Origin of the sequence: Paraburkholderia sp. IMGN_8 (assembly GCF_038050405.1) — a bacterium.
Lineage (GTDB): Bacteria > Pseudomonadota > Gammaproteobacteria > Burkholderiales > Burkholderiaceae > Paraburkholderia.
On sequence record NZ_CP150901.1, the window covers coordinates 1,238,376 to 1,262,172 of the forward strand.

At 63.4% G+C, this 23,797-nt stretch carries 18 protein-coding genes; 7 read left to right on the plus strand and 11 right to left on the minus strand.

Annotation, left to right across the window (positions count from 1 at the left end):
• Window positions 1-18: 18 nt before the first annotated feature.
• The 3 genes from WN982_RS26900 to WN982_RS26910 form a co-directional block, all read right to left on the minus strand.
• Window positions 19-1,572, minus strand: coding sequence for an efflux transporter outer membrane subunit (locus tag WN982_RS26900; RefSeq protein ID WP_341318639.1), 1,554 nt, complete (start codon window positions 1,570-1,572; stop codon window positions 19-21).
• On the minus strand, window positions 1,551-2,672 hold the full coding sequence (locus WN982_RS26905; protein WP_341318640.1) for an HlyD family secretion protein: 1,122 nt from the start codon (window positions 2,670-2,672) through the stop codon (window positions 1,551-1,553). The genes WN982_RS26900 and WN982_RS26905 overlap by 22 nt, the downstream gene beginning before the upstream one ends.
• A gap of 64 nt (window positions 2,673-2,736) precedes the next feature.
• Window positions 2,737-4,347 (minus strand): MFS transporter, encoded by a 1,611-nt coding sequence (locus WN982_RS26910; RefSeq protein WP_341318641.1) that lies wholly within the window; start codon window positions 4,345-4,347, stop codon window positions 2,737-2,739.
• Window positions 4,348-5,095: 748 nt separating this feature from the next.
• On the opposite strand from WN982_RS26910, the gene WN982_RS26915 reads away from it, so the two are divergent.
• From WN982_RS26915 to WN982_RS26925, 3 genes are all read left to right on the plus strand, one after another.
• On the plus strand, window positions 5,096-5,239 hold the full coding sequence (locus WN982_RS26915; RefSeq protein WP_341319605.1) for a hypothetical protein: 144 nt from the start codon (window positions 5,096-5,098) through the stop codon (window positions 5,237-5,239).
• Window positions 5,236-5,682: a DoxX family protein gene (locus WN982_RS26920; RefSeq protein ID WP_341318642.1), complete on the plus strand. Its 447-nt coding sequence runs from the start codon at window positions 5,236-5,238 to the stop codon at window positions 5,680-5,682. Before WN982_RS26915 ends, WN982_RS26920 begins: the two co-directional genes overlap by 4 nt.
• 312 nt (window positions 5,683-5,994) lie before the next feature.
• A complete protein-coding gene (locus WN982_RS26925; protein ID WP_341318643.1) occupies window positions 5,995-8,883 on the plus strand; it encodes a winged helix-turn-helix domain-containing protein in 2,889 nt (962 codons plus the stop codon).
• A gap of 16 nt (window positions 8,884-8,899) precedes the next feature.
• Here the strand turns inward: WN982_RS26925 and WN982_RS26930 are convergent, their stop codons facing one another.
• The 3 genes from WN982_RS26930 to WN982_RS26940 form a co-directional block, all read right to left on the minus strand.
• Complete coding sequence (locus WN982_RS26930; protein ID WP_341318644.1) at window positions 8,900-9,814, minus strand: LysR family transcriptional regulator; 915 nt, start codon at window positions 9,812-9,814, stop codon at window positions 8,900-8,902.
• Window positions 9,815-10,145: 331 nt separating this feature from the next.
• Window positions 10,146-10,841 (minus strand): mobilization protein, encoded by a 696-nt coding sequence (locus WN982_RS26935; RefSeq protein WP_341318645.1) that lies wholly within the window; start codon window positions 10,839-10,841, stop codon window positions 10,146-10,148.
• Between the two features lie 247 nt (window positions 10,842-11,088).
• Window positions 11,089-11,529, minus strand: a complete 441-nt coding sequence (locus WN982_RS26940) for a hypothetical protein (protein WP_341318646.1) — start codon at window positions 11,527-11,529, stop codon at window positions 11,089-11,091.
• Window positions 11,530-12,581: 1,052 nt separating this feature from the next.
• Between WN982_RS26940 and WN982_RS26945 the strand changes: the two genes are divergently transcribed.
• Entirely contained in the window at window positions 12,582-13,706 is a 1,125-nt protein-coding gene (locus WN982_RS26945) for a hypothetical protein (protein ID WP_341318647.1), read from the plus strand.
• A 122-nt stretch (window positions 13,707-13,828) separates the two neighbouring features.
• Here the strand turns inward: WN982_RS26945 and WN982_RS26950 are convergent, their stop codons facing one another.
• The 5 genes from WN982_RS26950 to WN982_RS26970 all read right to left on the minus strand — a co-directional run bounded on the left by WN982_RS26950 (window position 13,829) and on the right by WN982_RS26970 (window position 17,464).
• On the minus strand, window positions 13,829-14,131 hold the full coding sequence (locus WN982_RS26950) for a hypothetical protein (RefSeq protein WP_341318648.1): 303 nt from the start codon (window positions 14,129-14,131) through the stop codon (window positions 13,829-13,831).
• Entirely contained in the window at window positions 14,128-15,366 is a 1,239-nt protein-coding gene (rfaQ, locus tag WN982_RS26955) for a putative lipopolysaccharide heptosyltransferase III (protein WP_341319434.1), read from the minus strand. The genes WN982_RS26950 and rfaQ overlap by 4 nt, the downstream gene beginning before the upstream one ends.
• A gap of 58 nt (window positions 15,367-15,424) precedes the next feature.
• The gene (locus tag WN982_RS26960) at window positions 15,425-16,300 is read right to left on the minus strand and encodes a lipid A biosynthesis lauroyl acyltransferase (RefSeq protein ID WP_341318649.1); all 876 of its coding nucleotides are present in this window, start codon (window positions 16,298-16,300) and stop codon (window positions 15,425-15,427) included.
• A 14-nt stretch (window positions 16,301-16,314) separates the two neighbouring features.
• Window positions 16,315-16,656 (minus strand): hypothetical protein, encoded by a 342-nt coding sequence (locus WN982_RS26965; RefSeq protein WP_341318650.1) that lies wholly within the window; start codon window positions 16,654-16,656, stop codon window positions 16,315-16,317.
• A 106-nt stretch (window positions 16,657-16,762) separates the two neighbouring features.
• On the minus strand, window positions 16,763-17,464 hold the full coding sequence (locus tag WN982_RS26970; protein WP_341318651.1) for a VacJ family lipoprotein: 702 nt from the start codon (window positions 17,462-17,464) through the stop codon (window positions 16,763-16,765).
• A 476-nt stretch (window positions 17,465-17,940) separates the two neighbouring features.
• On the opposite strand from WN982_RS26970, the gene WN982_RS26975 reads away from it, so the two are divergent.
• Genes WN982_RS26975 through WN982_RS26985 form a run of 3 tightly spaced genes read left to right on the plus strand, consistent with a single transcriptional unit; the run spans window position 17,941 to window position 23,684 of the window.
• Entirely contained in the window at window positions 17,941-19,413 is a 1,473-nt protein-coding gene (locus tag WN982_RS26975; RefSeq protein WP_341318652.1) for an efflux transporter outer membrane subunit, read from the plus strand.
• 6 nt (window positions 19,414-19,419) lie between these two features.
• Complete coding sequence (locus tag WN982_RS26980) at window positions 19,420-20,601, plus strand: efflux RND transporter periplasmic adaptor subunit (RefSeq protein ID WP_341318653.1); 1,182 nt, start codon at window positions 19,420-19,422, stop codon at window positions 20,599-20,601.
• Window positions 20,598-23,684, plus strand: coding sequence for an efflux RND transporter permease subunit (locus tag WN982_RS26985; protein WP_341318654.1), 3,087 nt, complete (start codon window positions 20,598-20,600; stop codon window positions 23,682-23,684). The genes WN982_RS26980 and WN982_RS26985 overlap by 4 nt, the downstream gene beginning before the upstream one ends.
• Window positions 23,685-23,797 lie beyond the last annotated feature (113 nt).

Genomic DNA, 23,797 nt, shown 5'->3' on the forward strand with positions numbered 1-23,797 from the left:
AGCGTCTTGCGAAGACGATTAAGGCGATTGACGTTGCCGGAGGTCTACCCCGGCAGCTTGTATATCTGCGGCATCGCCTTCTGCCTGCCAGCCGCCGCCCAGCGCTTTGTAAAGCGCAACGCGTTCGAGCGCCGTGTCGCGCTCGCTTTGCGCGAGTTTGTCGTCGGCGGCATACAGCGAGCGTTCGGCATCGAGTACGGAGAGGAAGTCGTTGAGACCTTGCTTATAGAGTCGCGTCGCGATGGTCACGGCTTCCCGGTCGGCAGTGACCTCGGCCGCCAGCCTCTCGTGCCGTACCTTGGACTGCGCATAAGACACGAGCGCAGTCTCGACATCCCGCAGCGCGCCGAGAACTGTCCGTTGGTACGCGGCGGCGGCCTGACCGGTCCGCGCTTCTTCAGCGCGCATTTCGAAGCGAACCTTGCCGGCGTCGAAGATCAGCCAGTTGATGCTCGGTCCGATCGAGAAATAGCGGCTCGGCGCGGTTAGAAAAGTCGACGCATTCAGGCTCTCCAGACCCGCAACCCCGGTCAGCGAGAAGTGCGGATAAAGATCGGCTTGAGCGACGCCGATGCGGGCGTTCGCGGCGGCAATCCGGCGTTCGGCGGCGCGGATATCCGGCCGGCGGCGCAGAAGGTCGGACGGAAGACCAACGGGCACATCCTCGATCGCCGAAGGAATCGCTTGTGGGGTATCCAGCTGGGCGAGCAGTTGTTCCGGCGGATGACCGATCAGCGCACCGATTCGATAAATGGATGCGCGTTCATTCGCCTCGAATGTCGGAACGACGGCTTCGGTATCCGAGACTTGCGCCTGCGCACGCAGCACGTCGAGACGCGAGGCCAGCCCCGCATCGAATTGCGAGCGGGTCAGCGATAGCGAGTCCTGCTGGATCGACAGATTGCTGCGGGCGACGGCGAGTTGCCGCTGCACGCCACGCAATTCGATGTAGTTGCGGGCGACCTCTGCGAGCAGCGTCAACTCGACATCCCCGCGGTCCGCCACGGCGGCCTGATACGACGCGTCAGCGGCCTCGACGCCGCGTCGCTTGCCGCCGAATACGTCGATCTCCCATGACGCGTCGAACCCGGCCTGCCATAGATTGCCGTTGGCGCCCGGACCGAGACCGCCAGGCGGTACGCCGACCGGCACGTTGGCGCTGCCATGGGTCCGGTCGTATTTGGCGCCGACGTCGACGCTCGGGTATTGATCTGCTCCAGCGATACTGCGCAAGGCCCGCGCTTCGCGTATGCGTGCTTCGGCAATAGCCAGGTCCGGAGCGGAGCGTAGCGCGTCTGCCATGAGCGAGTTGAGCGTCGCGTCGCCAAAGCCTTGCCACCAGGCATCGTTCGATGTTTGCGGTCCTTGCGTGGCGCTCGTTGCCGAGGCCGTATGTTCCGTAAAACTCGCCGGCATGGCCGGTTTCGGCGGCACATAGTCGGGCCCCACGGTGCAACCCGCGAGGAGCCCTGCCCATGCCGCGGCGATAGCGGCGATGACGGCGACATGGCGCCGCCGGTAAAGAGGAAGCCCCGCTGGCCGCGCTGCCGCTAGTTCCAGAAGCCAAGCCATGCCGGGCGCTCCCTCACGAAGATTTCCGTCTCGACAGACATGCCCGGCGAGATCAATTTAAGTGCTTCCCCAGGGTTGTCGAGTTCGATTTTCACCGGCACCCGCTGTACCACCTTCACGAAATTGCCCGTTGCATTTTCCGGCGGCAGGAGCGCAAAGTGCGAGCCGGTCCCGCGTTGAATGCTGTCGACGTGACCGCGAAGCCGCAGGTCCGGAAACGCATCGACGAGGACCGTGACTTGCTGGCCCGGTCGCACGTGGGTCAACTGTGTCTCCTTGTAGTTCGCGGTCACATAGAGCTTGTCCGGGACGACCGACAACAGCGTCTGCCCGGGCTGCACAAAGTTGCCCTGTTCGACGCTCTTGTTCGCGACACTGCCGGACTCGGTTGCGTAGATTCTGGTGTACGACAGGTTGAGCGTCGCCTGCTCCAGCGAGGCCTGAGCCTGGGCGACGGCGGCCTCCGCCGTTTTGACCTGGGAGCGCGCAAGCTTCGCCTGCGCTTGTGACGCGTCGACCTTGACCTGGGCCGCGGTAACAGAGGCGCGTGTACCGTCGGCGGCCGACTTCGCTTCGTCGACCCGCTCCGACGACACGGCGCGCACATCGGCGACGGATTGCAGCCGTGCGAGGTTGATGCCGGCAAGCTTCGCATTCGCTCGGGCCACTTCAAGCTCCGCCTGCTGCTGGCCGGTATTGGCGTCGGCCACCGCGACCTGATTGCGCGCCTCTTCCAGCTTGCCAACGGCCGCCGCGACGTTGGCGCGCGCCTGGTCCACCTGAACGACGTAGTCGCGCGGGTCGAGTTCGACGAGGAGATCGCCGGCCGTCACCTTGCTGTTGTCGTTGACATGCAGTGTCTGCACGTAAGCCGGGACCTTGGGGATGACCGAGACGAGATGCGCGTCGATATAGGCGTCGTCCGTCTGCTTCTCGTAGAGGTCCGGCACCAGGAAATACGCGGCGATTGCCAGCAGCACGATCAGCGCGAGTATGCCGAGAATCAGCCCGCGTCGATTGGCGGGCGGCGGGGGCGGAGCAGGTGCAATGACGGGCGGCGGCGTGGTTGCCGGTTTTTGAACCGGTGGTGCTTCGCTCATCGCTGCCTCCGGCCGCGCAAATGGATAGGGGTTGGAAGAGACACTGTTTTCATGGCCGCGCTCCTTATTTTTTGGCCACCGGGGTCGGCGGAATGATGGGAACGAGGCATAGCGCGATGACACCGACGACCGCCATGAAGGCGAACGCATCCGCGTAGGCGAGCGTGGCGGCCTGGTGTGTGCCTGCTTCGGCGAGAACGCTTAGTGCTGCGCGCTGGCTCTCGATGGGGGTATAGCCGCCGCGCGCGACCAGCGTTGCGCTCACCGAAGAGAGCCAGTCTCGCGTCACGGGATTGTCGTGGCGAAGGTGTTCGAACAGGCGCGATGAATGAAGCGTCTCGCGATGCCCGATGAGAATGGTCAGCAGCGCGACCCCGAGCGAAGCGCCGAACTGCCGGAAGGTCATGTAAAGGGAGACGCCGTCGAGCAGCTTGTTCTGCTCGATTCTTGCCACCGTGCCGCTGCCCACCGCCGGCAACAACGGGGACAGGCAGCAGGCGTAAAGAATCAGCGGAACCACATAGTAATAACCAGGCGTGTCCGTCGTCAGCAGGCGATTGAACAGAACCATCGACGCGATCAGCATGACGAGAGCAATCACGATCGTCTTGCGTTGGCCGATTCGCGCGATGAGGCCGACCATGAGCGGCCGGATGGCGGCTGCGGTCAACGCATAGATGCAGATGATCTGCCCGGTCTGGGTCGCGCTATGGGTATGGGTCGAGAGATTGCGCAGAAACTCGGGCAGAACGAACAGGCTGCCCGACAGGATCATGCCGGTGAAGACACCGATCAACGCGGACGACAACACGTAGCGGTCACGCAGCAGACCGAGCCAGAGCAGCGGCGTTCGATTCGCCGGACTCGCCTGCCAGACGACGAACAGAAGCAGGGCCGTGCCGCCCGTCCAGGCGAGCACGCGAATATGTAGCGATCCGAACCAGTCGTCGATCTCGCCGCGATTGAGGATGATCTGAAGCGAGATCAGCGCCGTTGCGAGAAGAGCAATGCCGAGCCAGTCGGTGCTGACCACGCGCGCTGAGGCGGGCGGCGGGAGTGTCGGGAAGTAGCGGGCCAGCAGCCATATCGCGGCGGCTGCATAGAGCAGATTCGGCAGGAAGATCAGGCGCCAGTTGAAATGGTCCGTGATATAGCCGCTGACCAGAAGCCCTGCCGCGCTCGACAGATAGAGCAACGTGGAAGCCTTCATCAGCGACGGGCTGCGCTGCGGTTTGGGCATCAGCACGTAGATGCTCGCGCGCCACCATACGACGAGACCCGCCCCGGCCAGCCCCTGGACGGCGCGCCAGATCAGCATCGAACTGAGATCCGGAGAGATCGCGCAACCCATCGAGGCGATCGCGAACACGACGATGGTCGAGAGCAGGAAGCGCTTGTAGCCGTAGTGCCCAGCCATCCAGATCGAGACGGGTACGCCGAGAAACAGCGCGCAGCTATAGACGGTCAGCAGCCAGCTGGCTTCGTCCGCGGACACGCCCAACGTGCCGGTCAGATCCGCCAGCACCAGGTTCATGCTGTCGAACGTATAGAACTCCATCCCGGTGGCGAGGCCAAGGCCTACGAGCAGCAGGCGGGTATGCGCCGGCGACATCACGAGCGTCGGCGCGGGCGGAGGCGAAGCGGGCATCGCTGCCGGCCGTGCAGTGTCACTCATGGCAGGAGCCGATCCGTACTTGACAGGCGATGATCACGAGAAGAGCCGCAAGACGGCATGCATCGCCGCGGTGATGAAGAAGAACGCCACGCCAAGCAAGGTTGCGCAGATTGCCCCTGGCAGGCGCCACGTGGATGTGGACATGGCCTTCATGGCTGTGTGCCCCGGCCACGCGATCCTGCGTCCGCGACCGCGCAGGCCTCGGGCGAACACGGGTCGTAAGGCATAGAAGGCTCCTTCAAGATGACGTGCGTTTCCAGGCAACGTCAGGAAAGCGCACAGACCGGGCTCAGTTGCCGCACCGCACGACGGCCCCGGCCGGTCCTGCGCGCTATCCAGTGGGACAGCTTCCGACATCGGCACAACAGATCTGAAGACGGTGAGGCGATGATGCCGCATGGCAACCTTAAAAGTCCTTAGCGGGTCATAAATCCTGCTAAAAGCGCCGGTCCCCCAGGCATCGACAACCGGTGTCCCAGTGTTCCGTGCGCGCTCACGCGGTGTCCGCGGCTACGTTTAAGAACGTTTAAGGCAGTCGTCAGGACATTTAGCGCGCCCTCACCCTAATCTGCTTCCCAGGTCGTGATGCCGCATTGGTCTCAAGCCGGCGCGTCACATCGTGGAATCCCGCGCGTTCCGGGCGCGGGGCAACGGATCATCCAGGGCGGCGCATAAGTGCGTCCCGCGATCTACGTGAGCATCGTGGCCCGGCAGAAGCATGCCGGGCGAAACTGACAGGAGCGCGATGATGAAAGCGCCGGTACAACCCGCACGCGTGGCGGATCTGGTGATCTACAACGGCAGGATCGTGACGCAGGACGGCCAGCGCTCGTTCGTCACCGCGCTCGGTTGCAGCTGCTTTGCGTTTTGGACGGCAGGGCGCCCTCGATGAACCGCCTCGATTCTGACCCGGCACCGGCACCCGCATCGGTACCGTCATGCACGGCCGACGCCGCGCTGCTGTTCCTGCGTGTCGCGGCCAGCGTGCTGGTGCTGATGGTGCACGGCCTGCCGAAGGCCATGCACTACGCCAGTCAGCTGGCGGCGATCGAAGACCCGCTGCACCTCGGCAAGACGCTGACGCTAGGCTTTGCGATCTTCGCCGAGGTGCTGTGTCCAGTGCTGATGATCGCGGGCATCGCGACGCGGCTCGCCGCGTTGCCGATCATCGTGATCACGCTGATGGCGCTGACGCTCGTGCATCCTGAGTGGACGCTCGATCAGGCGCAGTTCGCATGGATGCTGCTGATTCTGTTCGGCACGATCGTGATCGGCGGCGCGGGACGCTACCGTGTTGCCTGGTTTTTGCGAACGCCGGCGAGCCGGCGCGCATGATGCAAAGTGGAAAGACTGGCGAGCGATCCGCAAACAGCCAGCCGTGCAATGCAGGCGCAGTCCCGATGCGCAGACATAACCGAAGGTTCAAAAAATTTGATTTGATCAATCAAAAATTTGCGCTATTTGCGGGCTACGAACTGCCGTAGTATTCCCCAAACTGGTGATCCAGATAAGATCCTGCTCGTGGAGCTTTTCAGGGTCCGGTTGCCCACGCGTCCGTCCTGACCTGAAAACCCATAGAACAGACGATCGTGACATACGCAAAGCCGTCGCTCAATCAATTCACTCTCCTGGATTCGCGAGCTTGCGATGATTCAAATTGGACAACTTCATATTTCGCTCGAGCATCGCGAAATACGCTCGCATGGCGAATCAGTGCGTCTCGGCAGCCGCGCCTTCGACATCCTTGAATTGTTGATTTCCGCCAAAGGGGCGCTGGTCTCCAAGGAGGAGATCATGCGGCACGTCTGGCCCGACACGATCGTAGAGGAAAACAACCTCCAGGTGCACGTTGCGGCGATACGCAAGGCGCTGGGCGCGGATCGCGACCGCATCGTGACAGTGCCGGGCCGTGGCTACCGTATGACCGGCATGAAGATGGCGGCGGGCGCTGAGATAGTAGATGTGGGCGAGGGCGCCCTCGCTACACAGCGGTCAAATACGCACAATCTTCCTCTCCATGTGTCGGCATTGGTGGGGCGGCAATGCGCCGTCGCGGACGTGCTGGACGCCATCGAACCCGCGCAGATCGTGACGCTTGTCGGCTCGGGCGGCATCGGCAAGACGTGCCTCGCTATCGAAGCGGCAAGACAGATGCTGCCGCGCTTTCCTGATGGTGTGGCGTTCGTGTCGCTTGCGCCGGTGTCGGACTCGCGTTTTGCGCTGGACGCACTCGCGATGGCGCTAGGCATGAAGATTTCTTCGAGCGGCCATTCGCTTGCGCATATCGCGCATGAAATGAGGGGCAAGCGCCTGTTGATCGTGCTGGACAATTGCGAGCACGTGGTCGAAGCAGCTGCCGCGATGGCGGAGGCGCTGGCGGCAGCCGGCGAGGGCATGCGGGTGCTGGCGACAAGTCGCGAAGCGCTGCGGGCGCGTGACGAAGTCGTCTATCCAGTTCTGTCGCTCGACGTGCCCAGCCCCGGAAACCCAAGCGATGACGTGTTGGAGACGAGTGCGGTCCAGCTGTTTCTCACGCGCGCTCGCGCTGCCGATCCGCAATTTTCGTCCGACGAGCGCAGCATTTTTCTGATCGGAGAGGTCTGCCGGCATCTGGACGGTATTCCGCTCGCCATCGAACTGGCCGCGGCGCGTGCCGCGGTCCTTGGCATCGAGGTGTTGGCGGCGCGCCTCGACGACCGCTTGCGGATACTGTCGGGAGGTTACAGGACGGCGTTGCCGCGCCATCAGACGTTGAAGGCGACACTCGACTGGAGCTACCGTCTGCTCGACAACAGCGAACGTGTCATCTTGCGCTGGCTCGGCATGTTCGTCGATGCGTTCACGTTCGATTCGGCCTGTTACGTCGGCGCGCAACTCAGCCTCACGCAGGCGGAAGTGCTGAATGCGCTGAGTGGCCTCGTGTCGAAGTCGCTGGTGATCCGCGCCGACGGCAGCGCTTCACCGAGGTATCGTCTGCTGGAAACGACACGTGCCTATGCGCTGCAGCGACTCGACGACAACGGCGAGCGTGGCGCTGCCGCACTGGCCCACGCAAAATCGTTCTGCGAGCGCTTCAAACGCGCGCGCGACGATCTATCGGTGACGTCGCCGCAAGAAGGTCTGGCGGATTTCACGCGTGAAATCGGCAATGTGCGAGCCGCGCTCGACTGGGCTTTTTCGGCCACGGGCAATCGCGAGGTCGGCGTCGAGCTTGCCTCGATTGTCGTACCGTATCTGTTCGATCTTTCACTCGTCGACGAATGCCGTAGCCGCGCGCGCGCCGCGCTCGATGCCGCGCGTGGCGCAGACGCTTCAAACTTTCCGGCCGAAGCGCGCTTGAGGCTGACGACGAGCTGGGCGGCTGCGCTTGTCTATACGCAGGGTCCGACCAGGCAGACGCTGGACGCATGGTCCGAAGTGTTGACGCTTGCCGTTGCTGTGGGCCATGCCGGATTTGAATCGCGCGCGTTGTGCGGACTACGGCACTCGTATCAGGCGGGCGGCGAGGCGCGTCAGGCGCTGGTCGTGGCGCGGCGCTTCGAAGCGCTGGGCTGCCAGTTCACCGATGCGACGCACAGGCTGATCGGCCGCCGCATGGAAGGCGTCGCGCTGCACTACGTCGGCGAGCAGCGCGTGGCGCGCCAGAAGATCGAAGAGATGTTGAGCGCCTGGGTATCCACTGCTCATCGGTGGAACACGATCGGCTTCAGGTTCGACCAGGCCATCGTCGCGCGGGCGCTGCTCGCGCGCGTGACGTGGGCGCTGGGAGACACTGCAGGAGCGATGCGGCTTGCCGGGGAGGCGTTGGAGGCTGCCCTTCAGCACGATTTCGAACTCGTGACCTGCTATGTGCTCGGCGACGTTTTTGTGCCGCTAGCGCTGCTCACGGGCGAGCGCGCGGCGGCGGAACGCGGGCTCGCGATGCTGAAGCGTATCTCGTCGCGTGTATCGCTATCGATCTGGCACACCTGCGGCGCATGCTACGACGAGTATCTGTTGTCGCTTTCCGGCGAGCAGCCTTACCGGCTGGCGCAATTTCGCAGCGCGCTGGACGAACTTCGCGACATCGACTTTCTGGCGCCGCTGACGATGCTGCTATGTCAGTTCGCACGCGCGCTGATGCGTGCGGAACAGTACGCAGAAGCGCTGGCCGCAATCGACGAAGCCTTGCAGCATGGCGAAGAGACGGGGGAGCGGTGGTACTACGCCGAGCTGTGCCGTGCGAAGGCGGACGTGATGCGCACATTGCAGAGGGACGCGGATGCCGAAGCGTGGTTCACGACCGCGCTGGAGTCGGCGCGCCGGCAGGGCGCCGCGGTTCTCGCGTTGCGCGCCGCAAGTAGTCTCGTGCGGCTCTGGATCGAGCAGGACCGCCTGGGTGAGGCGCGCAGGTTGCTGTCGCGAGCGCTTGCTCGCTTGAGCCGGTACCCGGCCGATCCGGATGTTCGCGACGGGCGGGCCTTGCTGGCCGAACTGGAGGCAAAGATCGCCGCCGTGGACGACGAGGACCGCCGGCCGGCCTGTATCGGCGCCTGACACGTTCCGGCAGCCGTCATGCGTACGGATGCCCGACGAAACGCTCCACGAGATCGGGCGCATCGAGACGATCGATCCACCAGCGCATCGCCTGTCCGGTTTCGTCTTCGCGCCAGGCCATATAAAAGTGTGTTACTTCCCGCATGCCGAAGACCTGCTTGGCAACGAGCTCGCCGCGTGCGATAGGCGCTGTCGCGAGGCACTCGGGAATGGTGCCGACAGCGAGCCCTTCGAGTTGCGCAGCGAGTTTGCCGGCGAGCGTGGGCAGCGTCAGGCAATTCTGCGTAGCGGCGGCGCCGACGGTGCGCGGCATCAATTCGCGCGAGGTATCGCCGATGACCGCGCCGCGATGGCGCGCGACGGTTTCCATGGTCAGCGGATCAGGAAGCGCCGCGAGCGGATGGGTGGGCGCCACCACGAAAACATGGCGCATCGAACCGATCGGGCGGGCGACGAGATTGGGCACGTTGGGTGGATCGCCCGCGGCGCCCACCACGAGGTCGGCACGCCGCGTGATCAATGCATCCCACGTGCCGCCCAACACTTCCCGGGACAGGCGCAGGCGCGTCTCCATGTTCATGTCGTAAAACGCGTGGACGTACGGCCAGATCGCGTCGAAAGGCAGGATCTCGTCGATGCAGATGCGCAGTTCCGATTCCCAGCCGTGTTGCACGCGTTTTGCCTTGAGCTCGAGTTCTTCGGCGCCTTGCAGCAGACGCCTGCCTTCCTCGACCACCACCCGTCCTGCGTGCGTGAATTTCGCCCGCCGGCCGCTCCGGTCGAACAGGGCGACTTCGAGGTCGCTCTCGAGCTTCTGCACCAGATAGCTCAGCGACGACGGCACACGATGCAGAAGTTCGGCGGCCTCCGCGAACGTACCGGTGCGATCGATTGCATCGAGTACTTCCAATACCTCAAATGACAGCTTCATCAACGATTCCTGGGGTGGTTGCCTGATTGCGCCTGTCCTGGACCGCGCGTGGTCCGATACCGTGGATTGTCGCACTGAGCGGGAGGCCAGTGGCGGCACACATGCGCCCTTCAGAAGTCTTCAGGAAAAGATAGCGCGAATTTGTTCTCGCCAGAATAGGGTGGACTCAGGCGATGCCTGGTCTGTGGAAGGGGAGCCGGACTTCGAGGAATTGCGCCTGAAGCGGCTGTTGGGGGCGTGAACCGGGGCAGATTGCCCCGTACCGCGGCTTTTCCCCGGTGTTTGCGGAAAGGACTCGCGCTAGTGCGCGCCTATCGGGCTACAAAGCGGCCTACAAAGCAAGCCTGTCCATTTCGCCATAAACGCGATGCAGCCACACCTTGACGCGCTGCCGCTCCAGCAAGCCGAGCCCATTGGCGGCGCGATCGGGGTGATTGACTGCCGCCCAGAAGCTCGCGCTTTGCTGATCGATCTTCTGCATCGTCGTATCGGGCAGACGGCGCAGGGAGATCACGCTGGCGCCAAGCGCTTCGGCTCGGGCGCGTTCGCCGGACGCATCCAGAATCTGGAAACGGTCACCGCGGATTTCATTCAGGACGAGCACAAGCTTGAGGCGTCCGCCGAACTGGTCGAGCCACTCCCGTAGCAAATCGACCGAATCGCGTCCTGCGTCCATCACGTGCCACCAGGTCAGCTTCAGTCCATGCTCTTCCGCGAGACCGATCACGTCCGCATCGTCTAACCATTGGGAGAGGGGCTGCTGTGTCTGAGCGGCGAGATCGACCAGAACGCGCCGCTCGGGATCCTCGAGTGCGTGTTCGATGATGGGATCGAGACTGTCATGCTGATCGAGCACGGCCGGTGCGGCAAAATCGGCATAGAAGCGCAATAAGGCGCCATGCGATTTGTCGGTATCGAAGCCGACGAACGGCATGCTCCGGTCGATAAAATGCTGGGCTAGCACGCGCGCGACGAGCGATTTGCCAACGCCGCCTTTTTCGCCACCAATGAAGTGGATATGGCTCATTTCTGCTGATCCTTTGTGGTGATGCTGCCTGAGTCGAAAAGGACGGTACCAAACTTCGGTGACGTATCCGCGAAACAGGCTACACGGAAAAGAAATGAGCGGCGGCAATACGATGCGTTTTTACACGGCGCTGCCAAACTGAAGCGTTGCTGCTTGGGCACAATGAGCGCAGCGCTGTCTTCCTGTCGGTCCTGTATAAAGAGGTGACCAAGCGTGACAGCGCCGGCGAGACCGCAGTCGAATCGTTTTAGTCTTCGCGGTGATGGTGCCTGTGGTGACGCTTGCCGCCATAGCTACCGTGACCGTAGTCATTCGAATACGCATTACGCGACATATTGCCACCTAACGCCGCACCCGCGCCGCCGCCAACGGCCGCGCCGACCAGGCCGCCAGTGCGCCCGCCCATCGCATTGCCTGCCGCAGTGCCGGCTCCGCCACCCAGCGCGCCGCCGATGATCGCGCCCGTGCGCTCATGACCGTGCGACGTCACTGCGCCACCAGCGCCACCGCCGACCGCACCGCCGACCACAGCACCCGTGCTGCCCCCGAGTGCGCCGCCGACTGCAGCGCCGGCAACGCCGCCGAGCGCGCCGCCGAGGGCATTGTTCATGTCGCCGGCAACAGCCGGCAGGGACGCTGCCGCCGCAAGCGCTCCGATGGCAATAATCTGGACGAGTTTTTTCGACATATGCAAACCTTTTCTTTGTTCGAAGGACGCCGGCCAATCGCGTATCGACTGGCGTCCCGTTACCGTTGTGAGCCCTGATGGGGCGGTATCCGCCCATTGACCGGACATCGCGCCTGCTCATGCACTTGCGCCGATCGTGCCGACCGTGTGACGTGAAAAACGCGTCTTTTCCGATTTTCGGCCCGAAGAATAGCATTTCCCCTCGCCGATTCCATCCAGAGATCTGGTAACAGACTGTTAAGAAATGCAAGTGTTGATCGGCGCTGATAGGGCCAGAAGCCGACGACTCGCCCGGTCTGCGCGACGGACTATCGCGGGGCGAAAACCGGGTTCATCTGCCGCGCCCGCCTGGTGGCATCGCTGCGCATGTCGAGCGAAATGATCGCCACCCAGAGCGAACCACATCGCAACATGGAAAAGCGGGAACACCGTAGTTTTCTAAAAGATAACTTCTCATTACGCGGGCGTTCTTTTGACTTCTCTATGGAAGGCATTGAGAGACGTTTCATTCCAGATCAAAACGTGCACAATATTTTTCGCGTGTAGAACCAGGGCCATCCTGTTGAACAAGGGACGGTCGCGCTTTATCACCCATGCCGCGCCGCACCAACGATTCACCTCCCTCCAGCGCTCTTCCATCTCCAGACAAAATTCCGCACGCCGCAAACATTACATGAGCGGCGTGAATGAGCGCCATCGATGTTTCAGTTCGATTACACGCATAGCGCACACTGAATGCAGATCATAAATAAGATTTACTTTCCGATTCTTTCTCGTGCCGCCATTGTGTGAGCCATACAGCCGGTCCATAGCCACAATCCGTGCGCCGCTCAGCAGCGTCCATGTGAAATCTGGCTATCTCTTCAGTTAACGATTTCTTAAGAATCCTTAAGAAATCGTTCGTTGACCGTAGTCGCTCTCGATCAGGTGTGGGCCGTGTTCCTCCACACCAACGGTAACGCACGGCGTCGATCAATCTGACGAGAAATTCCAGTACACAGGCCGATTCCTGGACCGGTGGTCAGGCCATTAGAAGGGTAGGAGACAAATCGATGGAAAAGCGTCTGATGAGCGTGATGCTGCTCGCTGTGGTCACCTTGGCCGCCTGCGGAGGTGGAGATAAGGTCAGCGATCCGCCGACACAGCCGAAGCTGCTGATGAACATCGCAGTACCCAATGCTTCGAGCCCCCCATTCAGTTTCGACATCGGCTACGTGGAGGCCGGCAAGTACTTTCTTGCCGACCGGAACAACAAAGCGATCGATGTCGTGGACACGAAATCGATCGCGTTGATCGCGCAGCTCCCTGGGCCATTCATCGGTGCCGGCGCCACGACAAATGAGTCCGGGCCCGATGGAATCGTGGGCATCACCGGCACGAATACGATCTATGTCGGCGACGTCGACTCGGTCAAGGTGATCGATACGGCTGCGCAAAAGACGGTCAACACAATCGTCATCAGCAATTCCGGATCGCGTGTCGATGAAGGCTGCTACGATCCCGACGATCATCTCGTGATGTACGCGAGTCCCGGAGATTCGCCGCCGTTCGTCACGTTCATTTCCACGCTGACTCAAACGCCAGTGGCGAAGCTGCCTTTCAACGGTTCGTCGGGGCTCGAAGCGTGCACATACGATTCCGCCTCGAAGAGCTTCCTGATCAACAATGACGGGACCTCAGCCAACCCCGACGGCGAACTCGATGTCATCACCGCGAGCTCCGCGGTAGCGGCAAGCCCTTCTGTCAGCAAGTCGTTTCCGTTAGGGAAATGCGGACCGACGGGGATCGTGCTGGGCCCGAATAACGACGTGCTCGTTGGATGCGATCCGCCGGCCGGCAACCCCCTCATCACGCTGATCCTCGATCGTACGAGCGGCGCGATTCACGCAAGCGTGCCATTTGGCGGAGTAGATCAGGTCAACTACGATCCGGCCTCCAACCGCTATTTCCTGCCGGCCCGGCACTATGTCGCAGGTGGTACCGCTGCCGCGTCGGGATTCGACCCGCAGATGGGCATCGTCGATGGAGCGTCGCGGCAACTGATCTTTACGATTCCTGTGGGCAACGGCGCGCACTCCGTCGCCATCGACAGCACGCTCGGGCAAGTGTATGTGCCCTTCCAGTCAGGCGCGGGAGGTTTCCCTAACGGCGGCATTTCGGTGTTCTCCACCCACTAGTCTTTCCGGTGTGGGGCGTCTTCCGGCGGACCAGCGCGACGACCGCCTCAGCAATGACAGGGCTGGGGCGGTCAGCTTGGGACGCAAGTGTCGACGCCTGCTCCGGTTGTGCAGACAAGAGGCTACATGTCGTGCCCGACCGTGCGCAGAAAATCGCCGGCTGACGTCCGCGTATTGATCGCATTGATGATATCGGTGAGGAACCACGGCAGGATCAGCTGCGTGTCGGGATCGCTCACCCCGACGCTAATGATTGGCGCATTCGCGGGCGGCGCGGTGTATTTCTGGCCGGTCACGGCGGCTGGCGTGGGCACAAGCGTATCGGGGTGCGCCGTATGCGCGAGATGACCGCTGGCATCCGGCCACGCCGGCGAACACGCGGCAGTGACCAGGATAAGGGGCATGGCAAAACGAAGGGCGGTCATAACGTGATCTCCAGAGAAGGGTCAGGATTTGATTGCCCCGGACGTTCACCGACACTGGCCGTCCCACGGCGCGCGTCGGCAAAGGACTGGGCGACGATTGGAATGCGGCGTCGCCGGTCGGGTGCGTCGGGTGCAATACCCAGCAACTCTGTCATTGCATCTATCACCCTATTTGCGTCCAGCGTCAACAGGCAATCGCTCCAACTGTGAATGTGGGCTTCGCAGCCCTCCAGCTTGCAGGGCACACACGCGCCGGTTCCCTGAAGCAGATAGACGTTGCCTCGCCGCCCCGAACCGGAGGTCATCCAGGGGCTGCTGCCGGTCCAGCCCTTCGGCCAGGGTCCCCAGCGAACCGGATTCGATGGGCCGAACAGGGCGAGGGTCGGGGTGCCGGTCGCAGCCGCGATGTGCGAGACCGAGGTATCGGGGCCCACGAAGAGCCGCGCGCGCCGAATCACTTCGGCGGTTGCAGCGAGGCTTAGCTTTCCCACCAGATTGACGGTGTCGCTTCCCGCCTGCTCACCAATATCGCGCGCATACGCCACTTCAGCTGCCGCCGGGCCGCCTGTCAGCACAACGGCATAGCCGCGTGCGTGCAGGAACGCCAGCACGGCGATCCAACCTTCGGCATGCCACATCTTGTAGGTATACCGCGGATACATGTGCACCACCGCGTAGGGCTTGCCGTTGGTGGACGCGAGCAGCAGATCCAGTTGTTCGAGCTGCGCCGGCTGATTCAGTACCGCGGGCGGGACGACTTCAAAGCAGGGCGTGATGCCAAGCAAGGCCATCAGCGACACACCGCTTTGGACAGTGTGCACGCTGTGACCACGCTCGATCACAAAGCGGCTCAGCATCAACCTTTTGAGCCAGCTTTTGCGAGCTGGCGCGACGATGCCGATTCGCTTGCGTCCTGCCATCCAGCAAAGAAAACTGGCGAGGCTGGACGTTCGCAGTGAGCATCCGAGATCGTATTTGCGCCAGATTTTGCGGACATCTGCAACACGCTCAGTCGGCTTCGCATGAGGCGTTATACAGACGATACGTCTGATGTCGGGATTGTTTTCCAGCACCTCGCCGGTGCCTTCGAACACCAGCATATCGATTTGCGCATCGGGCCAACGCGCTTTCAGGGAGCGCACCGCAGGGGTGCTGAGCAACACGTCGCCGATACGGCCGGTACAGATCACGAGAATCGAGCGGGGCGGGGCGGTGTCGGGGAACAATGCGGCCATGTAGCGCTCTCTGGGTGGATTCACACGACAGTACCGACCCGATAGCCGTCGCACATTTTCAGTAGACCTCGGGCATGCCTGCCGGGCGGTGTTTGAAGCGCCTGTGGACCCAGTAGTACTGGTCGGGAAGGCGCAGGATTTGCCCTTCAAGAAACGCGTTCATCGTGCGTGCGTCGAGCGTTTCGCTGTCCGCGGGAAAGTTTTCGAGCGGATCGAAGATGGTCAGTTTGTAGCCGCGAAATGCGGGCAATACCTCGGTTACAAAGGGCACGACGCGCGCACCGCCTAACTTCGCGAGACGTGACACGGAAGTGAGCGTGCAGGCCGGCACACCGAAGAGCGGCGCGAACACCGAACCCGTTGTTCCGTGGTCCATGTCCGCCGCCAGCATCACGGGAACGCCTGAGCGCAGCAGCCTGACAACATGTTTCGCACTCGCGCTGCGTTCGATCATGTCTGCGCCGAACCGTCCGCGCTGACGCCGTGCGAGCGCGCAGACACGCGTGTTCGACATGCGCGTGTAGAGCGCGGCGACCGGCAGACGCGAGGAATACAGCATGCAACCTACCTCGATTCCGACGAAGTGAAAGCCCATGAATATTGTAGGCGGCGCGTGCGGATCGTGCAGATCGATGCGACTGTCCATCTCGACCAGCCGCTCGATCGTGCGCAAACTGCCGAACCACTGAAAGCCCCGCTCCAGGTAGCTGCGCACGACGTGCTGGAAATGCGCGAGCGCGAGGTCTTCGCGCTCGCGTTCGGTCTTCAGTGGAAAGCACAGGCGCAGGTTGACGAGCACCACGTGCTTACGGTGGCTCGGCAGCGTGTACAGCGCGGCGCCAAGCGCGTTGCCGGCTCTCGCAACCAGCGCGTACGGCAGAACCGACAGTAGCCGCAGCAAACCGAGCAGCAGCCAATAACCGAGACTTTTCATGCTGACGTCCATTGTCAATTGATACATTGATGGCCATGCAGTTCAACGTGCATCTGGACCAGCCACGCAAAGGGGCAGTCATCGTCAATCCATGCTTCGAGACCGTGCTTTTCGATCAGTTGAACCTTATGCGCTTGCCTCGCTGCATCGAACGCTCGCCGTGCGCCCCAGCGCAGCACCAGCATGATCAGGGCTGCGAGCAGAAAAATGCTGCCCTGGTAAGGCAATGTAGGCATGCTGTCGTCGAACAGGCTGATCAGCGACGCGAGACTGATGCAGGGGGCAACTGCGATAGCTATCGAAACCGAACAGAGCACGAGGTTGGCGCGCAGCGCGGTCGCAGTACTGGCTTTCATGGACACGCTCCCAAAGTCAGATGAACCAGGTCTTCATGCTGGACGCGCATGGCTTACTCGACACTTACCGGTGAGCTGCGCAGACCGTCATGCGTCGGCCGTGCAGCTATTGAAGCGAGGGATCCGCGTAGTCCGGCAACTTGTCGGCGTCGCCGGATTTCGTCGAGAGCATGCGGCGCCTCTGCAGGTAGAGGTCGCGAGTGAACGAATAGGGATCGATCGCCGCCTGCGAGAGCAGATTCGACGCGTTCAGCAGATCGGCGCGGGCGCTGACAAAGCGGGTGCCGGTCACAGATGCCTGGACAGCAACCGGTGCTGCCGCGAACGGGTTGAGGAAGCTGTCGACGGCGACGTTACTCACGTCCCGCACGCTGCTCGGCCCGAACAACGGCAACACCAGATACGGCCCGATCGGTACGCCGTAGTGAGCAAGCGTCAGCCCGAAATCCTGATGATGCTTGGGCAGCCCCGCGGGCGTCGCCCAGTCGATCAGACCCCCGATCCCCAGAGTGGAGTTGAACGCAAAGCGCACCACATCCTCGCTCGCGTCCGTCGCTTTCAGCTGCAGCAGGTCATTGGCAAAGTTGCCGATATCGCCAAGATTGGAGAAGAAGTTGCGTACCGCGGTTTGCACCGGTGACGGCATCACCTTTTGATAGGCCTTCGCGGTTGGTTTGGCCACATAGGTGTCGACTTTGTCGTTGAACGAGTAAATGGTCCGGTTCGTCGGTTCGAGCGGGTCGCCGGCGGTGCGCCCGGGCCCCGTCGCACATCCCGGTGAAAGAAGCACCGTGGCGGCGAGCGCCAAAGTATTCAGATCGCGCCTTTTCATCGCGGGACTCCCGGTACAGGAATGACAAAAGGGGTACTAACCATGCGGCGCAGTGGCCGTGGCAAAGGACAGTCGATTCGATGGTGCGACCGGAACACTTACCGGCCACTTACCAATTACCTTGCGATCCCTTACCGCTAACACGGCGTGAATCGCTCTGATCGGAGCAGGCGGCGCGATCCGGACGGTAAGTGTCAGGTAAGTCGCCTGGCTGCACGATCGCGGCACGTACTGCAGCGACGCGGCTCAAGGGGTGCACGATCCGGCCCGCCGAGCTCGAATCGCACTACCGCAACCCCGTTGAGACTTTTCAATGACTGACCTGCTCGATCTCGAAAGGCCGGCGACTGCATGCACACCCGCTGCCGGCCATATCGCCAAGCGGCGCTTCACGCCCAGGCGCACGTGTGCCTTCTAACCGCCAGCGAAGCGCTGCCAGACGGGGGATGGCCGTGGGGCTCATCTGCAGCGTACTCGATGCATGTTCGGTGCAGCCCCCTTATGTGCCGCCCGCGCTCGAGGTTCGTCCGGACTGGGCGAACCTGCAGGCTCGCGCGCCGGTTACCCTGCCTCCTGAAGAACAATGGTGGACAGCGCTGGCTGACCCGGTACTCGATGGCTTGATCGAAGCAGCCTTTGAGAGCAGCCCGTCGCTGGCCGTTGCCGCCGCGCATCTCGACGAGGCACGTGCGACGCTGGGCATCCAGACCGCTCAAAGCCGGCCACAGGTTTCCGTCAGCGGGAACGCGCTGCGCGCTCGCGTTCAAAGCGGGGGCGGCGGCATTGGCAGCGGTGGCAACACGATCGTGGGGTCGGAAGTCACCGGCGGGCCGACTTTAGCCTGGGAAATCGATGTGTTCGGCCGCTTGCGGCAGGCGCAAGCAGCTGCCAGCAGCCGGCTTACCGCCCGCACGGCGGATGCCGCCGCAGCCAGGCTTCTGCTGGCGGCACAGGTGGCGGGCACCACGACATCGCTACGTGCATGCCGGGCCGTGCTGAACGTCAGACGCTTCGATATCGAGTCACAGGAGCGCGACCTCGTGCTCACGCGCCAGCGAGTCGCGTTGGGATTTGCCGCACCGGTCGACGAAAGCCGCGCGCTGAGTTCACTGGCTGCCGCTCAGACGAACCTCGTCGCCCAGGACGAAACCTGTGTGCAGGACAGGGATGCGCTCGTCGAACTCACAGGACTCAGCGCCGCCGAGCTGGACACGCGCCTCGGCGAGGCTGCTTCTGTGCCGCCGGGGCACAGCGACGATTCGTTTGGGTTTCCTAAAGTTCCGCAAGCGACGCTAAGCCTGCCGGCAACCGTGTTGGCCCGCCATCCGGCCGTCATCGCCGCCGAGCGCGAAGCGGCGGCGACCTACGCCGAAATCGGCGTTGCTCGCGCCAACCGGCTGCCGGTTTTCAATCTGACGGCGGCGCTCACCGGCAACTGGATCAGCGCGTCCGGGTCCACGCTGTCCTATCTGGCGTGGTCATTGATGCCGGCGGTCAGCGCGCCGATCTTCGATGGCGGACGGGGCGCAGCGTCGGTCGACGCGGCGACCGCGCGCTACCTTGCCGCGCTCGGCAACTTGCGCGAGACCGTTCGCACGACGACACAAGACATTGAAAACGCGCTTTCGGCGCAGGCCCATGCAAGCCAGCGGCTCGCTGCGGCGGCGCGCGCCCAGGATGCCGCGCAGGCCACGCTGGCGGCGACCGAGTCGCAATGGCGGGCAGGCGCGGTGAGCCTGTTCCAGCTCGAAGACACGCGCCGGCAACGCGTAGCGGCGGACGAAACCGCGGTCGATGCGGCGCGCGCCAGCGTGCAGGCGTGGGTGGACGTGATCCGCGCGTCGGGCAATGCCGCCACATTTGCGACCCTCGGCACCTCTGGCACCTTCGACACCTTTAGTGCCGCGCACACTCAACCGGATTGATACGACATGTCCCACTCATTCACTACTCGAATCGCCGGGCTCAGCCGTGATGCCACGACCCGGCGGCGCGCTGCCGCTGCCGCCTTCGTTGCTATCGTCCTGCTCGCGGCGCTGGGCACCGTCATCGCGTTTCGCGCCGGTTCGTCCGACGACGCCCATGCGACCGTCGCCAGTGCACTGACGGTCGCGGTCGTGACGCCGCATCACGAACGCTGGACCCGATCGATCGACGCGTCCGGCGCAATCGCGCCATGGCAGGAAGCATCGATCCGTTCACTGGTGGCCGGCGCGCGTCTGGCGGAAGTCCGTGTCGATGTCGGCGACACGGTGAAGCGTGGTCAGGTATTGGCCCGTTACGACACGGCGATGCTGCAGGCCAACGTCGCGCAGATGGCCGCTGCGCTCGCGCAGGCCGAGGCGAATGCGCTTCAGGCCGGCACCAACGAATCCCGCGCGCTGCAGATGAAGGACAGCGGCGGCATCAGCATGCAGGATCTGCTGCAATACCGGACCGCGGCCGCGGTGACGAAAGCACAGGTCGGCGTCGCGCGAGCCCAGTTGCAGGCGCGCAGGCTCGACCTGCAGAACGCCAGCGTCGTCGCGCCCGACGACGGCACCATCAGCGCACGCGCCGCGACCCTCGGCTCGGTGACGCCGGTCGGCGAGGAATTGTTCCGGCTGATCCGGCAGGACCGGCTGCAGTGGCGAGCGGAAGTGACGGCCGCCGAGGTGTCGGCGATCGTGCCCGGCCAGCCCGTCTCGCTGACGCTGCCGGATGGCAGCGCGGCGCACGGCGTCGTGAGCCGGATCGCGCCGGCGCTGGACCCGCAGTCGCGGGTCGTCATCGTCTACGCCGATGTGGAACCGGGCTCGCACGCGCGCGCCGGCATGTACACGGGCGGCCGCGTCGCATTGGGTGCGAGCGATGCGCTGGTGGTGCCTGCCTCCGCGCTCGCCATGCATGACGGACGCAGCAACGTCGCCGTCGTCGTGGCTCGTGATGGCGTACAGCGCGTCGCCTTGCGGGAAGTTCAGACCGGCAGGCGCGAGGGCAGCGTCGTCGAGATCGTGCGTGGTCTCGCCGGCACGGATCGCATTGTCCGGGAAGGGGCGGGCCTGCTGAACGAAGGGGACATCGTAACGCTCGCGCCCGCTCCCGTATCGACCATAAGCGAGGCGCTGCAATGAACTTCGCATCATGGTCGATTCATCACCGGATTCCGGTCGTGGTGCTGTTCATCTTTCTGTCACTGGCGGGATTGTGGGGTTTTCATCGCTTACCCATTCAGAACATGCCGGACCTCGATCTGCCGACGCTCAACGTCACGCTGACGCTACCCGGCGCGGCGCCGCTTCAGCTCGAAGCGGATGTTGCCCGCAAGGCCGAGGATGCGCTCGCCACGCTGCAGGGCCTCAAGCATCTGAATACGCAGATCGTCGACGGGCAGGTGCATATTCAGATCAAGCTGATCGTCGGGCGCAATCTCTCCGATGCGCTGAACGAGGCGAAGGACGCACTCGACGGCATCCGCTCCGAGCTGCCCGCCGATCTCGATCCGCCTGTCGTGACGGCCGTGAGAAGCGACGCGAATCCGATCATGACGTTCGCCATTTCGTCCTCCCGATTCGACGAAGAGGGCTTGTCGTGGTTCGCCGACAACGCCGTCAGCAAGGCGGTGCTGGCGGTTGACGGGGTTTCGCAATACGAGCGGGTCGGCGGCGTCACGCGCGCGGTGCAGGTGCGAGTCGATCCGGTCAGCCTCGCATCGACCGGTGTGACGGCGGTCGATGTCTCGCAAGCGCTTCGTTCGATGCAGATGGATGCATCGGGCGGACGCGGACGCCTCGGGCGCGGCGAACAGTCGATGCGCGTGCTCGGCACCGTGCCGCAGGCGAGCGGAATCGCACGCTTGCCGATCGTCCTCGCCGACGGGCGCTCGATCAGGCTGGACCAGGTCGCACGTGTCGAAGACAGCTTTGCGGAACCGGTTCAGACCGCGCTGCTCGGCGAGCGGCAAGTGGTCGGCTTCAGGATCTACCGCGCCAAAGGTGCCGACGAGACCCGCATCGCGACCGATGTCGAAGCGGCGCTCGAGCATCTTCATGCCGCGGACCCGACGTTCTCGTTCCAGCTGGTGTCCAGCACCGTCGACTATACGAAGGAGCAGTACAAAGGGTCGATGGACATGCTCTACGAAGGCGCGCTGCTCGCTGTGCTGGTGGTGTGGTGGTTTCTCCGGGACGGCCGCGCGACTCTGGTGGCTGCTGCCGCATTGCCACTGTCGATTCTGCCGGCCTTTGCCGCCATGCAGTGGCTCGGCTATTCGTTGAATACGCTCACGCTGCTGGCGCTGGCGGTCGTGACCGGCGTGCTGGTCGACGATGCGATTGTGGAAATCGAGAATATCGAGCGGCATGTGCAGATGGGTAAGCCGATCCGCGAGGCCGCAACCGACGCCGTCACCGAGATTGCGCTGCCGGTGATCGCGACGACCCTGACGCTGGTCGCGATCTTCCTGCCTACGGCGCAAATGAGCGGTGTGCCGGGGCTGTTTTTCAAGCAGTTCGGCTGGACGGCGGTGGTCGCGGTCCTGATGTCGCTGCTGGTCGCGCGGCTGCTGACGCCGATGATGGCTGTCGCCATGCTGAAGAACGCGGCGCCGCGAGAACAGGCGCCGTCACGGTTGATGCAGCGTTATCTGCTGGCGGTGCGCTGGTGCCTCGCGCACCGCAAGACGACGCTGGGCCTGACCGCGGCGTTTCTCGCCGGCTCAGCCGCGCTGATTCCGCTGATCCCGAGCGGCTTCGTACCGGCCTCCGACCGCGGGTTCGTCACGATCAATGTCGAGTTGCCGCCGGGCAGCGCACTGGATTCGACGCTCGCTGTCGAGCGTGATGCGCGGCAGGCGCTGGGCGGCATTCCAGGCATCCAACGCATTTTCAGCGTGGCCGGCGGTAACGCGACGACCAGCTTCGATTCGGCGCAGACCGCCGGTGTTCGCTTTGGCTCGATGACGCTCATGCTGGCACCGCGCGGTGTCCGGGAGTCGCAGGCGACTATTGAAGCGATGGCTCAGCGGCGCCTCGCCAGAGTGCCGGGTGCGCGTTTTTCGCTCGGCAACGGCGGCCTCGGCGAGAAGCTCGAACTTGTCCTGACCAGCGACAACACCCCCGCGCTGACCGAGAGCGCGGCCCGGGTCGCACGCGAGATGCGCGGCATCCGTGGGCTCAGCAACGTGGCCTCGTCGGCGAGCCTGGAGCGGCCCGAGATCGAGATCCGGCCCGACATGGCGCTCGCGGCCGAACGCGGCATCAGCACCGCGGCGATCGGCGAGACCGTGCGCATCGCCACCAGCGGCGACTTCGATGCACAACTGGCGCGACTCAATCTCGACGACCGCCAGATCTTCCTGCGCGTGCAGCTCGGCGATCGCGAGCTGGAACATGTCGGCGCGGTGTCCGGTTTGCGCCTGAAGGGGCGGGGTGGCCTGGTCCCGTTGGGATCCGTGGCCAGTGTCTCGGTGGGAAGCGGGCCTGCGGCGATCGCACGATACGATCGCAAACGCTTTGTTCTGCTATCGGCCGACCTCGGCACGACGGCGCTCGGCGAGGTACTGACGTCGGTCAAGGCACTGCCGTCGGTCCGCGCGCTGCCCGCTGATGTCCAGCTGCTCGACAGCGGCGACGCCGACACCATGGCCGAACTGACGTCCGGCTTTCTCTTTGCGATGGTGACGGGCATCCTCTGCGTCTACCTGTTGCTCACCGTTTTGTTCAAGGACTTTCTGCAGCCGGTCACGATCCTGTCGGCGTTGCCGCTGTCGCTAGGCGGATCGTTCGTGATGCTGCTCTTGACCGGCAGCGAGCTCGACGTTCCCTCGATGGTCGGACTCGTAATGCTGCTGGGCGTCGTTACGAAGAACTCCATCCTGCTGGTCGAATATACGATCCGCAATCTGCAGCTGCAGCAGATGCCGCTTGTCGACGCGCTCGTCGATGCGTGCTCGAAGCGGGCGAGAGCCATTGTGATGACGACCGTCGCGATGACCGCGGGCATGCTGCCGATTGCGCTCGGCTTCGGCTCGGACGCGAGTTTCAGGCAGCCGATGGCCTTCGCCGTGATCGGCGGCCTGCTGACCTCGACGGCGCTGAGCTTGCTGGTGGTGCCCGTGGTGTTCTCTTACGTCGCCGGCTTCAGGCACCGCGCCGCGCGCTTGTCCGGGCGTTTATCGGACCGCTTGTCAGATCGCATCAAGCCGCGCTGCGGATAAGGCCCTTTGGCCGCTTTGGCCATTTTCCTGGCCGTGCCGTCAAAAATCATTTCTGGTCGTCCAGGATTGCCCGAGTAAGTAGCGAGTAAGTCAGCCGCTCTTAAAGTCGATTC